This window comes from Streptomyces sp. NPDC055078 (assembly GCF_053607985.1).
In genome coordinates this window covers 1-12,588 of the sequence record NZ_JBSGUP010000196.1, presented here as the reverse complement: position 1 = coordinate 12,588, position 12,588 = coordinate 1, and the positions used below count along the sequence as shown (strand labels likewise).

At 72.3% G+C, this 12,588-nt stretch carries 13 protein-coding genes; 6 read left to right on the top strand and 7 right to left on the bottom strand.

The features are described from left to right. Positions 1-49 precede the first annotated feature (49 nt). The gene (locus tag ACWF94_RS18340; RefSeq protein WP_453488873.1) at positions 50-1,642 is read right to left on the bottom strand and encodes a DAK2 domain-containing protein; all 1,593 of its coding nucleotides are present in this window, start codon (positions 1,640-1,642) and stop codon (positions 50-52) included. Between the two features lie 274 nt (positions 1,643-1,916). Here ACWF94_RS18340 and rpmB point away from each other — a divergent pair, with 274 nt between their 5' ends. After that, positions 1,917-2,102: a 50S ribosomal protein L28 gene (gene rpmB, locus ACWF94_RS18335; RefSeq protein ID WP_003957616.1), complete on the top strand. Its 186-nt coding sequence runs from the start codon at positions 1,917-1,919 to the stop codon at positions 2,100-2,102. A 230-nt stretch (positions 2,103-2,332) separates the two neighbouring features. Here the strand turns inward: rpmB and thiD are convergent, their stop codons facing one another. Together thiD and ACWF94_RS18325 are read right to left on the bottom strand one after the other, a co-directional pair. Further along, positions 2,333-3,118, bottom strand: a complete 786-nt coding sequence (thiD, locus tag ACWF94_RS18330) for a bifunctional hydroxymethylpyrimidine kinase/phosphomethylpyrimidine kinase (RefSeq protein WP_453488871.1) — start codon at positions 3,116-3,118, stop codon at positions 2,333-2,335. Continuing rightward, the gene (locus ACWF94_RS18325) at positions 3,115-4,092 is read right to left on the bottom strand and encodes a thiamine-phosphate kinase (protein ID WP_453488868.1); all 978 of its coding nucleotides are present in this window, start codon (positions 4,090-4,092) and stop codon (positions 3,115-3,117) included. The genes thiD and ACWF94_RS18325 overlap by 4 nt, the downstream gene beginning before the upstream one ends. 484 nt (positions 4,093-4,576) lie before the next feature. Here ACWF94_RS18325 and ACWF94_RS18320 point away from each other — a divergent pair, with 484 nt between their 5' ends. After that, positions 4,577-4,810: an Lrp/AsnC family transcriptional regulator gene (locus tag ACWF94_RS18320; RefSeq protein WP_453488865.1), complete on the top strand. Its 234-nt coding sequence runs from the start codon at positions 4,577-4,579 to the stop codon at positions 4,808-4,810. A gap of 621 nt (positions 4,811-5,431) precedes the next feature. Here the strand turns inward: ACWF94_RS18320 and ACWF94_RS18315 are convergent. The 3 genes from ACWF94_RS18315 to ACWF94_RS18305 form a co-directional block, all read right to left on the bottom strand. Then, the gene (locus tag ACWF94_RS18315; RefSeq protein ID WP_453488862.1) at positions 5,432-6,604 is read right to left on the bottom strand and encodes a D-alanine--D-alanine ligase family protein; all 1,173 of its coding nucleotides are present in this window, start codon (positions 6,602-6,604) and stop codon (positions 5,432-5,434) included. Between the two features lie 123 nt (positions 6,605-6,727). Then, positions 6,728-7,738 carry an NAD(P)H-dependent glycerol-3-phosphate dehydrogenase gene (locus ACWF94_RS18310; protein ID WP_453488859.1) on the bottom strand — a complete coding sequence of 337 codons (1,011 nt, stop codon included), beginning with the start codon at positions 7,736-7,738 and terminating at the stop codon, positions 6,728-6,730. Beyond that, complete coding sequence (locus tag ACWF94_RS18305) at positions 7,735-8,487, bottom strand: lysophospholipid acyltransferase family protein (protein ID WP_453488857.1); 753 nt, start codon at positions 8,485-8,487, stop codon at positions 7,735-7,737. Before ACWF94_RS18305 ends, ACWF94_RS18310 begins: the two co-directional genes overlap by 4 nt. A gap of 148 nt (positions 8,488-8,635) precedes the next feature. Between ACWF94_RS18305 and cofC the strand changes: the two genes are divergently transcribed. Both cofC and ACWF94_RS18295 read left to right on the top strand, forming a co-directional pair. Next, a complete protein-coding gene (gene cofC, locus ACWF94_RS18300; RefSeq protein ID WP_453488854.1) occupies positions 8,636-9,319 on the top strand; it encodes a 2-phospho-L-lactate guanylyltransferase in 684 nt (227 codons plus the stop codon). 10 nt (positions 9,320-9,329) lie between these two features. After that, on the top strand, positions 9,330-9,533 hold the full coding sequence (locus ACWF94_RS18295) for a hypothetical protein (protein WP_453488852.1): 204 nt from the start codon (positions 9,330-9,332) through the stop codon (positions 9,531-9,533). Positions 9,534-9,689: 156 nt separating this feature from the next. Here the strand turns inward: ACWF94_RS18295 and ACWF94_RS18290 are convergent, their stop codons facing one another. Continuing rightward, the gene (locus ACWF94_RS18290) at positions 9,690-11,270 is read right to left on the bottom strand and encodes a helicase HerA-like domain-containing protein (RefSeq protein WP_453488849.1); all 1,581 of its coding nucleotides are present in this window, start codon (positions 11,268-11,270) and stop codon (positions 9,690-9,692) included. A 97-nt stretch (positions 11,271-11,367) separates the two neighbouring features. On the opposite strand from ACWF94_RS18290, the gene ACWF94_RS18285 reads away from it, so the two are divergent. Further along, complete coding sequence (locus ACWF94_RS18285; protein ID WP_323448625.1) at positions 11,368-11,664, top strand: type II toxin-antitoxin system VapB family antitoxin; 297 nt, start codon at positions 11,368-11,370, stop codon at positions 11,662-11,664. A 179-nt stretch (positions 11,665-11,843) separates the two neighbouring features. After that, on the top strand, positions 11,844-12,473 hold the full coding sequence (locus ACWF94_RS18280; RefSeq protein WP_453488846.1) for a LytR C-terminal domain-containing protein: 630 nt from the start codon (positions 11,844-11,846) through the stop codon (positions 12,471-12,473). Positions 12,474-12,588: the final 115 nt, after the last annotated feature.

Genomic DNA, 12,588 nt, shown 5'->3' with positions numbered 1-12,588 from the left:
GGGCCGGACTGGCCCGGCACAGGCACCGGCCGGAGGGCGGGGGTGGGGGCTACTCCACGCCGATGAGGAGCAGCGTCGGGGTGGTGCCGCCCCGGTAGAGGAGGGTGTCGACGGCCAAGTGCGTGTCGCGGACATGGCGTTCGAGGTCCGTCGCGACCGCGTCACCGTCGGGCGCGTCCTCGCCGAGGACGAGGGTGACCAGCTCACCGCCGGCCGCCAGCATCCGGTCCAGGACGGTGCGCGCGGTGGAGGTCAGGTCGGTGCCGATGACGGCGACGTCGCCGTCTATGAGACCGAGGACGTCGCCGGCCTGGCACACCCCGGCCGAGGTCCAGGACCGGTGCTCCGCGACGGCGAGTTCGGCGTAGCGCGTCGCCCCGGCGGCGGCCGTCATCGCGACCACGTCCTCGTCGAAGCGGCGGTCGGGTTCGTGGACCGCGAGGGCGGCGATGCCCTGGACGGCGGCGCGGGTGGGGATGAGGGCGACACGGATGCCTTCGGCGCGGGCCTGTTCGGCGGCGGCGGCAGCGGTGTGGCGGAGGTCGGCGGAGTTGGGCAGGAGGACCACTTCGCGGGCGTGGGCGCGGCGGATGGCGTCGACGAGTTCACCGCTGGCCGGGGGCTCGCCGGGCCGCGCCAGGACGGTCGTCGCGCCCGCCTCGCCGCACAGACCGGCCAGGCCCTCCCCGGGAACGACCACGACGACGGCGCGCTGTACCTGCTCGCGTACGGGAGCGGGGGTGTCGAAGTGGGTGATGCGGATGCGGTAGGGGCGTCCGGCCTCGACGCCCGCTTCGACGGCGGCGCCCGCGTCGTCGACATGGACGTGGACGTTCCACAGGCCGTCGCCGCCGACGACGACGAGGGAGTCGCCGAGGGCGTCCAGCCGGGCCCGCAGCCTCGCCACGGCGGCGTCCGCCGCCTCCAGGAGGTAGATCACCTCGAAGGCGGGACCGCTGTCGGCGCAGGAGTCCAGGGCGAGGGGGACGGTCCGGGGCGGGCCGGGGGCGGGTGCCGCGGGCCGTTCCCCCGAGAGGGCCTCGACGAGCGCGCCGAGGACGGTCAGCAGCCCGCGCCCGCCCGCGTCGACCACGCCCGCGCGGCCGAGGACGGCGAGCTGCCCGGGGGTCGCTTCGAGGGCGACGCGGGCTCCGTCGTACGCGGCTCGGGCGGTCGTGGCTGCGGAGGCGCCCGGTACGGCATCGGCCGCGTCGGCGGCGGCGGACGCCACGGTCAGGATGGTGCCGTCGACCGGGTGTGCGACCGCCTCGCGGGCGAGCAGGGCGGCCCGGCGCAGGGCACCGGCCAGTCCGTCCCCGGCCCCCACCCGGTCCGCCACACCCCGCAGGAGCTGCGCCAGGATGGTCCCGGAGTTCCCGCGCGCCCCGATCAGCGCGCCGTGCGCCATGGCGCGTACGGCATCGGCCGCGGAGGGTTCGCCGGAGCCGGTCTCATGGGCGGCGAACACCGCCTCGACGGCCTGGGCGGCGGACTCGACGGTGAGATACAGATTGGTGCCGGTGTCACCGTCCGCGACGGGATAGACGTTGATCGCGTCGATCTCCTCGCGCTCCCGGCCGAGGGCCTCCAGCGCCTGTGCGCACCAGAGCCGTACGGCTGCGGCGTCGAGGGTCTGCGGCACCTGGATGATCCTCCTGTGGGAACGGCCGGCCGGCCCTCCGGGGCCGTGGGCAGCGGGCTGCACCGCAGGGTAGACCCCGGCCGGGGGCGGGCACCTGGCCGGGGGGCCGAGGGAGCCATGGTAGTTTCGTAGGGCGGACGCAGTCGTTGTATGCTGCTCCGGTTGCCCGATGAGAGTCGGGCCATTCCCCCGGCAAAGCCACCGATATCAGCACCACTGATCTCCGGCACGCCGGATTTCACTGTAAGTGCATCTGAAGTCTTTGGAGTGACCCGTGGCTGCCAACTGCGACGTCTGTGGCAAGGGGCCGGGCTTCGGCAACAACATTTCGCACTCGCACCGCCGTACGTCCCGTCGCTGGAACCCGAACATCCAGCGCGTGCGTGCCGTGGTCGGTCGGACGCCGAAGCGGCTCAATGTCTGCACCTCGTGCATCAAGGCCGGCAAGGTCTCGCGCTAACGCGATTCGTCGTGGCGCAGCCCCTGCGGTTGCCTTGAAAGCCGGTCCACCTCGGTGGGCCGGCTTTTCGCCGTACGCGGGGCCCCTGCCCGTACGAAAGGGGCCGTACCGGCGCCGTACCAGCGTCGTATCCGCACGAAGGCCCGTACAGCGGCCCCGTCCATACGCCGGGGCATACGCCCGCCCGGACGGCGTCCCTGAGCGACTCCCACCGGTACCAGTGAGCGCTCCTACCGGAACCGCCAGCCGTGGTCGACCGGGCCGATCCCCTCCCCCAGCGCGAACCCGGCCGCGATCGCCCCGGTGACGTACTCCTTCGCCGCCGCCACGGCCGCCGGGACGTCCAGCCCCTTCGCGAGCCCGGCCGCGATCGCGGAGGCGAGGGTGCAGCCGGTGCCATGGGTGTGCCGGTTGTCGTGCCGGGGGGCGCGCAGCCAGTGCTCGCCGGTGCCGTCGGTGAGGAGGTCCACCGCGTCCCCGGCGAGATGCCCGCCCTTGATCAGGGCCCAGCGCGGCCCGAGGGCGAGCACGGCGTCGGCGGCCCGCCGCATGCCCGCCTCGTCGGTGACCTCGACGCCGGTGAGCTGTGCCACCTCGTCCAGGTTGGGGGTGGCGACGGTCGCGACGGGCAGGAGTCGTTGCCGTACGGAATCGAGCGCGGACGCCGCGAGCAGCGAGTCCCCGTGCTTGGAGACGCCGACGGGGTCGACGACCACGGGCGCTCCGGTGGCCGCGAGCAGTTCGGCGACGGCCTCCACGAGCGCGGCGGATGCCAGCATGCCGGTCTTGACGGCCTGGACGCCGATGTCGTCGACGACGCTGCGGTACTGGGCGCGTACGGCTTCCACCGGCAGCTCCCAGTAGCCCTGCACGCCCCGGGAGTTCTGGGCGGTGACGGCGGTGATCACGCTCATGCCATGGGCGCCGAGGGCCAGCATGGTCTTCAGATCGGCCTGAATGCCCGCGCCGCCGCCGGAGTCGGACCCGGCGACGGTCAGGACGCGCGGCGGTGTCACGAGCCCTGCCCGGGGCCGAAGTGGTCCCAGCCGCCCTTCGCGTGCCAGGGCGCCCCGTCCACGGTCACCTGGGGCGGCGGCTGCTTCGGGGCGAGGGGGAGCACCTCCCCGATGACCTTCCAGCGGGCGGGCAGCTTCACCTCCGGCGGGAAGGCCGCCACGATCGCATGGTCCTCTCCCCCGGTCAGGACCCACTGGAGGGGGTCGACTCCGACGGCCTGCCCGATGTCGTTCATCTGGCTGGGGATGTCGATGGCGCCCGAGCGCAGATCGATGCGGACCTTGCTGGCCTCCGCGATATGGCCGAGGTCGGCGACGAGTCCGTCGCTGATGTCGCACATGGCGGTCGCGCCGAGTCCGGCGGCGGCGGGCCCCGCGTGGTACGGCGGTTCGGGACGGCGGTGGGCCTCCACGAAGGCGCGCGGTGAGCGGAAGCCGCGCGAGAGGACCGCGTGCCCGGCCGCCGACCAGCCGAGCCAGCCCGTGTACGCAATGACATCGCCGGGCCGCGCTCCGTCCCGGGTGACGGGGTCGTGGTTGCGCAGATCGCCGAGGGCCGTGATGGCGAGGGTGATCACCTCGCCGCGTACGACATCGCCGCCGACGACCGCCGCGCCCGCGACCTGGCACTCGTCGCGGATGCCGTCCATCAGCTCGGTGGCCCAGGTGACGGGCAGTTCGGCCGGGACGACCAGGCCGAGCAGCAGTGAGGTGGGGACGGCGCCCATGGCCGCGATGTCGGCGAGGTTCTGTGCGGCGGCCTTGCGGCCCACGTCGTACGCCGTCGACCAGTCGCGGCGGAAGTGCCGCCCCTCCAGCAGGATGTCCGTGCTCGCCACGACCCTGCGGTCGGGCGCGGCCACGACCGCGGCGTCGTCGCCGGGCCCGATCTTGACCGCCGGGGTGGAGGTGAGCCGGGAGGTCAGCTCTCTGATGAGCCCGAACTCCCCCAACTCGCCCACAGTGCCCTTCACCCGAGTCTCACCTCTCCGTCGTTCTGCCGGACCACCCGGCAGGGCTGTCGTCCGCCCGCGACAGCGAGCCAACCATGTGCGGCCATGAACCGACCAGTACCGCACCGCACCGGCCGTCCGCGAACGGGGCCCGGAACCCTGCGGCCGGGGACCGGAACCGTACGGCCGGGGCCTGGAGCCCTGCGGCCGGGGACCGGCTGCCCGTGTCGGCGAGCCCTGTGGGCCGGTGATCGCGGACGGTTGATCGCGGGCGGAGGGCGGGGCTCCGCCCTTGCGGTCGCGAACCGTTCGCGCGACCGGTACCGTCGGTCGCGGCCCGGGATCCGCCAACTTCTGCTTTGCGCACGCCACACCGCGGACGCCACCCGGTACCCAGGTCTCCCCGCAGCCCATGACGACGCGATACCGTGGCGTCCCTTTCTCTCCCCTGGGGTCTCCCCACCGACGGTAGGGGACAAGATTCTCGGGCCGCCCTGGAGGTTCCGTGGTACAGGCGTACATTCTGATTCAGACCGAGGTGGGCAAGGCGTCGATCGTCGCCGAGGCCATCGGAAAGATTCCGGGAGTGATTCAGGCCGAGGACGTGACCGGCCCCTATGACGTGATCGTGCGCGCCCAGGCCGATACGGTCGATGAACTGGGTCGGCTGGTGGTCGCCAAAGTCCAGCAAGTGGACGGCATCACCCGCACCCTGACCTGCCCGGTCGTGCACCTGTAGTCCCCGCTCTGCGCTTGGCCGGTGATATCCGCCGGCCCATCCGTCCCGCCCCGCGCCTCCGCCGTGGTGCCGCTCGCTGTCGCGGGCTGCTCCACCACGGACGCGGCGGCGCCGGTCGCGGTTCCCGGCCCGGAGTCCGGGCGGGCCGCCCGGCGTGGCCGCCGAACCGCACCGAACCGCACAGCACCGCACCGCACGGGAAGCCGGACCACACCCGGCCCCGGACCCCGCACCGACCCCGCACCAACGTCCCGGCCGACGTCCGCTTCGGCTTCCGGACCGACCGTCGACCGGGGTGACGCCGTGATCGTACTGTGCGCCGTGGCGTCCCCCGGCCGGAGGGAGGACCGGTGGGAGCGCCGTGGACGCCGACCGGAGGACCCGGCGCCCCTGAGGGAGGTGAGCGGGGTCCCGCGCCGCCGTCGGCGGGAAGTCGGGAAACCGAAAACCGAGAACCCGGAAACCGGGTATCCACGCAACGCGGGTACCCACACGACGCGGGAATTGACACGACGCGGGAATCCACGCGACGCCGGAGGTCCCGGGCGCCCCGGCGTACCCGGGGTCCTGCGCCCCGACCCGCGCCCCTTAAGGGCGACGCGACGTCACACGGCCGTACGGCTAACGCAGGCCGGTCGGGCGGCGCAGTGCCGCCTGGATGAGACGGTCCACCAGCTCCGGGTAGTCCACGCCGGTCTCCTGCCACATCCTCGGATACATGGAGATGGGGGTGAAGCCGGGCATCGTGTTGATCTCGTTGATGACGAAACCGCCGTCCTCGGTGAGGAAGAAGTCCGCGCGGACCAGCCCCTCGCAGGACGCGGCCTCGAAGGCGGCGACCGCGAGGCGGCGCACCTCGGCGGTCTGCTCGGGGGTGAGCGGAGCGGGCACGATCCCGGACGCCGAGTCGATGTACTTGGCCTCGAAGTCGTAGAACTCGTGGGACTGCACGGGCGGGATCTCCGCCGGGGCGCTGGCGCGCGGCCCGTCCTCGAACTCCAGCACCCCGCACTCGATCTCCCGGCCGCGCAGCAGCGCCTCCACCAGGAACTTGGGGTCGTGCCGCCGCGCCTCCTCGATCGCCTCGTCGAGCCCGGAGAGGTCGTCGACCTTGGTGATGCCGATCGAGGACCCGGCGCGCGCGGGCTTGATGAACAGCGGCCAGCCGTGGTCGCCGGCGAAGTCGATGATCTTCTTGCGGACGGCGGACGGGTCCAGTTCCCACTCGCGGGGGCGGATCACCGCGTAAGGGCCGACCGGCAGCCCGAAGGAGCTGAAGATCCGCTTCATGTAGTCCTTGTCCTGGCCGATGGCCGAGGCGAGCACGCCGGAGCCGACGTAGGGCACGCCGGACAGCTCCAGCAGCCCCTGGATGGTGCCGTCCTCGCCGTACGGGCCGTGCAGCACCGGGAAGACGACGTCGACCTCGCCGAGGGCCTTGGGCACGGAACCGGGTTCGCTGTAGACGACCTCACGGCTGCCGGGGTCGACGGAGAGGACGACCCCGCCGTCGGTGGAATCGGCGAGCTGCTCCACGCTCGGCGTACGCCGGTCGGTGATCGCCATCCGGTCGGGTTCATCCGCGGTGAGCGCCCACCGGCCGTCCTGGGTGATGCCGATGGGCAGGACGTCGTACGCCGTACGGTCGATGGCGCGCAGCACGGCACCGGCGGTGACCACGGAGATTCCGTGCTCGGAGCTGCGCCCGCCGAAGACGACTGCCACCCGCGGCTTGCGCGGCGGCTGCCCGGGGCTCTGCGGACCAGGGCTCTGGGAGAGGTTCTCGGTGCTCATATCGCGTTGAGCGTACCTGCTGGTCCCCCTGGGGTCAGCGCTCGCGGCGCGGTGCGCGCGTCAGTGGCGTTCGGGACCGGCCCGGGGTCGCGCCCCGGGGGCCGGGCCCTCGTGTTCGGCGCGTCAGTGGCGTTCGGGCTTGGCGGAGCGTGACATCAGCTCCTTGAGCGCGACCACGGGCGGCTTGCCCTCGTGGACGATGCCGACGACGGTCTCGGTGATCGGCATGTCGACCCCGTGCCTGCGGGCCAGATCGAGCACCGATTCGCAGGACTTGACGCCTTCGGCGGTCTGGCTGGTGACCGCGATGGTCTCCTGGAGCGTCATGCCCCTGCCGAGGTTGGTGCCGAAGGTGTGGTTGCGGGAGAGCGGGGACGAGCAGGTCGCCACCAGATCGCCGAGTCCGGCGAGTCCGGAGAACGTCAGCGGGTCGGCGCCCATGGCGAGGCCGAGGCGGGTGGTCTCGGCGAGCCCCCGGGTGATCAGCGAGCCCTTGGCGTTGTCGCCGAGGCCCATGCCGTCCGCGATGCCGACGGCGAGTCCGATGACGTTCTTCACCGCGCCGCCGAGTTCGCAGCCGACGACGTCGGTGTTGGTGTACGGGCGGAAGTAGGGGGTGTGGCAGACGGACTGGAGCCGCCGGGCCACGGACTCGTCGCCGCACGCGACAACGGCGGCGGCGGGCAGCCGCTGGGCGATCTCCTTGGCGAGGTTGGGCCCGGTGACAACGGCGACCCGCTCGGCGGGCACCCCGGCCACGTCCTGGACGACCTCGCTCATCCGCTTGGCGGTGCCGAGTTCGATGCCCTTCATCAGGGATACGAGGACGGTGCCGGCGGGCAGCTCCGGCGCCCAGGCGGCGAGGTTGCCGCGCAGCGTCTGGGAGGGGACGGCGAGGACGGTGAAGTCGGCGCCGCGCAGCGCCTCGGCGGGATCGGTGGTGGCCCGCAGGGTGGGCGGCAGCTCGATTCCCGGCAGATAGTCGGGGTTGGTACGGGTGGTGTTGACGGCTTCGGCGAGTTCGGCGCGGCGGCCCCACAGGGTCACCTCGCAGCCCGCGTCCGCCAGCACCATGCCGAAGGCCGTTCCCCATGAGCCGGTTCCGAAGACGGCTGCCTTGGCGGGGTGTGTCACATCGTTCCTTCCCCTGCGGCCTTGCGCCGCTGTTCTGCGCGTGCCCTGCGGTTGTCGTACGGCTCGGCCGGGGCCTTCGCGCCGCGTACGTCCTCAAGGAGTGCGGTGATCTCCGCCATGATGACCTCGGTCGCCTCGCGCAGCACCTCGGGGGTCGGCTCCAGCTCGTAGAACCGGGAGAGGTCGACGGGCGGCCCGGCCTGCACGATCAGCGTCTTGCGGGGGAACAGCCGCAGCTTGTTCTCCTGGGCGTACGGCGGCACGGCGAGATTCGCGCCCCACTGGGCGACGGGAATGACGGGCGGCCTGGTGAGCAGGGCGACCCGGGCGGCGCCGGTCTTGCCCGCCATGGGCCACATTTCGGGGTCGCGGGTGATGGTGCCCTCGGGATAGAAGGCGACGCATTCACCGCGCTCAATGGCGGCGACGGCGGCCCGGAAGGCATCCAGCGCATTGGTGGTCTCGCGGTAGACGGGGATCTGTCCGGTGCCGCGGAGCATCATCCCGACGAAGGAGCCCCGGAACAGGGCAGCCTTTGCCAGAAAGCGCGGCACCCGTCCGGAGTTGTACTGGAAGTGTGCGTACGAAAGGGGGTCGAGATACGAGTTGTGATTGACCGCGGTGATGAATCCGCCGTCGGCCGGAATGTGTTCCATTCCCCGCCAGTCCCGCTTGAACAGAACCAACAGCGGCGGTTTTGCGATGACCGCCGCCAGGCGGTACCAGAAGCCGATTCTACGGCGGGACACACGGACACCCTTTCGCTACGGCCGGGTCCGGGCCCGGCTGCCGGGGGTCAAGTGTCGCCCCAGGCCCCTGGTCTGTCGAGCACACCGTACGCCCCGGTCACCGGACCGGCCTCCGTATTGTCGCCGGGCCGGGCGACAATGGAGCGCGATGCGCATGGACGGAGAACTCGTCACGAACACCGACCCGACGGTCCGCTGGTCCCTGGTGATCCCGCTGAAGCCGCTCGTCCTGGCGAAGAGCAGGCTGGCGGCGACGGCCGATGGGATCCTGCGGCCGAGGCTGGCTCTCGCCTTCGCCCAGGACACCGTGGCGGGGGCGCTGGCCTGCGCGGCGGTGCGGGATGTGGCAGTTGTCACGGACGATCCCCTGGCCGGGGCGGAGCTGGCGGCACTGGGCGCGCGGATCGTGCCCGACACTCCGGCCGCGGGTCTCAACCCGGCACTGGCCCATGGCGCGCGGGCGGTGCGCCGACTGCGTCCGGGGGCGGCGGTGGCCGCTCTGAACGCGGATCTGCCCGCCCTGCGACCGCTTGAATTGGCGCGGGTCCTGGCGTTCGCGGCGGGATTTCCCCGGGCTTTTCTGGCGGACGCGGCCGGTATCGGTACGACATTGCTGTCGGCGGCCCCCGGGGTGGAATTGCGGCCCGGATTCGGCGGCCCGTCCCGGCGCCGGCATTCGGCTTCGGGCGCCCTGGAAATCCCGCTCGGCACCGTCGCTTCGGTGCGCCAGGACGTCGACACCGGGGACGATCTCGCCGCCGCCCTGGCCCTGGGGGTGGGCCCGCACACGGCGGCCCGGCTGGCGGCGCACGCCCTCAGGGACAGGCCGTAGGCTGACGGCCATGCACGCCACCTCGTACACCTACGACGCCGAGACCCGTACCGGAAGTGTGCTGCTCGACGACGGCACCCCGGTGGAGTTCGACGCCGCGGCCTTCGACGCGGGCGGTCTGCGGCTGCTGCGGCCGGGCCAGCGGGTCCGCCTCGAAACGGAGGGCGAGGGCGCGAACCTCCATATCACCCTGGTGACGCTCCAGACCCTCTGAGCCCCGCCCGCCACCCTATTAAGCCCCGCCTGGGGGCACCTCCCAGGCGAAGCTCTGGGGGAGATTGAGGCGCGGGGTCTGGGGCAGCGCCCCAGCGGAGAACCCGCGCCGGACAGGGACCCGGGGCACAGGCCCCCGGGATCCCGCGCCCCGCGCTCAGCCGCGGCGGCGGCGAGCCGTACCGAACAGCGACCGGGAGATCTCGCGGCCGAGCTGCGTCCCCACCGACCGCGCCAGCGAACGGAACACCCCGCTCCCCACCACCTGCCGCACCAGCGACCCCTCATCGGCGTCCTCCGCGGCAGCGGGAGCCGCCTCCTCCCGCTCACGCGCAGGCTCACGCCCAAGCTCACGCGCAGGCGCAGGCGCCGCCACCGAGCCCCCCGCCGCCCCCGCCGCCAGCCGCTCGTACGCCGACTCCCGGTCCACCGCCTCCGCATAGCGCCCGTACCGAGGCGACGCCTTCACCGCCGCCTCCAGCGCCCCCGCCTCGATCGGCCCCATCAGCGACCGCGGCGCCCGCAGCCGGGTCGCGGCGACCGGCGTCGGCGCCCCCGTCTCGCTGAGGACGGTGATCACCGCTTCCCCCGTGCCGAGACCGGTCAGCACCTCCTCCAGGTCGTACGCCGAGTTGGGGAAGGTCCGCACGGTCGCCTTAAGGGCCTTCGCGTCCTCGGGGGTGAACGCCCGCAGCGCGTGCTGTACGCGGTTGCCGAGCTGGGCCAGCACATCGGACGGCACGTCCTTCGGCGTCTGGGTCACAAAGAAGACCCCGACGCCCTTGGAGCGGATCAGCCGGACGGTCTGGGTGATCGACTCCAGGAACGCCTTCGTCGCACCCGTGAACAGCAAATGCGCCTCATCGAGGAAGAAGACCAGCTTCGGCTTCTCCACATCCCCGACCTCCGGCAGATCGTGGAAGAGATCGGCGAGCAGCCACATCAGAAAGGTCGAGAAGAGCTGCGGCTTGTCCTGCACGGCGGCCAGCTCCAGTACGGAGACCAGCCCGCGCCCGTCGGGCGCGGTCCGCAGCAGCTCGCCGGTGTCGAACTCGGGCTCGCCGAAGAAGCTCCCCGCGCCCTGCTGCTCGAACGCGGTGACCGAGCGCAGAATCACCCCGGCGGTGGCGGCCGAGAGCCCGCCGAGGGTCTTCAGCTCGCCCTTTCCCTCCTCGGAGACGAGAAAGGCGACGACGGCCCGCAGATCCTTGAGATCGACCAGCTCAAGCCCCTTGGCGTCGGCGTAGTGGAAGATCAGGCCGAGGGACTGCTCCTGGGTCTGGTTGAGCTGGAGCACCTTGGCGAGCAGTACGGGCCCAAAGCTGGTCACGGTCGCCCGTACGGGAATGCCGGGCCCGATCCCGCCCAGCCCGTAGAACTCCGCCGGAAACCCCTCCCCGGCCCACTCCTGCCCCACCTGCCCGGCCCGCTCCCGGACCCGGTCGTTCGGCTGCCCGGGGGCGGCGAGCCCGGAGACGTCCCCCTTGATGTCGGCGAGGAAGACGGGCACCCCGTTCGCCGAGAGCTGCTCGGCCATCAGCTGGAGCGTCTTGGTCTTGCCGGTACCGGTCGCGCCCGCGACCAGACCGTGCCGGTTGATCATGGCGAGGGGAATACGGATGGGGGCGCCGGCCAGACACTCCCCGTCCCACAGCAGGGCGCCCAGGTCGAGTGCGGCACCGGTGAGGGCATACCCCGAGGCGATTTCCTGGGCAGGCTTCGGCAGGCTCTCGGCCATGAGGGACCCCTGTTTTCCCGTTTTGCTGAGTTTTGCCCAGGATCGCACTCCGCCGCCTTGGCTGCGCCCGGAGCCGCTCGCCCGGTAGGCTTTCCGTGTGATCTTCAAGCGCATCGGCAACGGACGGCCTTACCCCGACCATGGCCGGGAATCCACCCGGCAGTGGGCGGACGTCGCGCCGCGCCCGGTCCGCCTCGATCAGCTCGTGACCACCAAGGGCCAGCTCGATCTCGAAACGCTGCTCGCGGAGGACTCCACCTTCTACGGGGACCTCTTCGCGCATGTCGTGAAGTGGCAGGGCGATCTCTATCTGGAGGACGGCCTGCACCGCGCCGTACGAGCGGCGCTCCAGCAGCGCCAGGTGCTGCACGCGCGCGTCCTCGAACTGAGCTGAGCCCCGAGCCGGGGCCCCCGGGCCGAACCGGGCGCGAGTTGAACCGGGGTCCGCGAGCCGGGCGCGAGCCGGGCCGGGACCCCGTCGACTGACCCTTTCGGGCCCTTTCGACGACCGTACGGACGCAATCAGTTGATCATCTTGTAGGCATGGCCCCCGGGTCGCACTACGCTGCGCCCATGAGCATGCTCACTCCCCCCGGCATGGGCGGAAAGTACCGCATCACGGGCGACAAGTACCCGCGAATGCGACGTCCGCGCAATCGCCGCAGGATCGTGTTGGCGGTCGTGGCCGCCGTGGCCGCCCTCGGGCTGGCCGGGTGGGGAACCCTCCAGCTCATCGATGTCTTCACCGGCGACGGCACGACATCCACGAGCCGCGCGTCGGACTGCAAGCCCGCGCCCAAGGGATCGGCCGCGCCACCCGTCGCCGCCGTGAACCTCAAACCGGGCCAGATCACCGTGAACGTCTACAACGCGACCCCGCGCGCGGGCCTCGCCAAGGCGGCGGCGGACGAGCTGAAGAAGCGCGGCTTCGCGATCGGCAAGGTGGGGAACGCGCCGGAGGCGTACGACAAGAAGGTGCCGAGCGCGGGAATGCTGCTGGGGGCGCCCACCGCGGCGAAGGGCTCCTTCCAGCTGCTCGGCACCCAGCTGAAGGGCGCCACGACGAAGACCGACGCCCGGACCACCGCCGATGTCGACCTCATCCTGGGCACCGCCTTCACCGCACTGTCCCCGAAGCCGGCCGCCGACGCCGCCCTGGCCGCCCTGGCACGGCCGGCACCCGCCACCAAGCCCAAGTGCTGATCCCGCACCCAGCGGGCCCGCGCCCCCGGGAGGGGGGCCTGTCTGAGGGATCGGACAGGCCCTAGGGCCTCTCGTTTGGATCTTGCTGGGCTCGCGTGCCCTGGCACCGCACTCC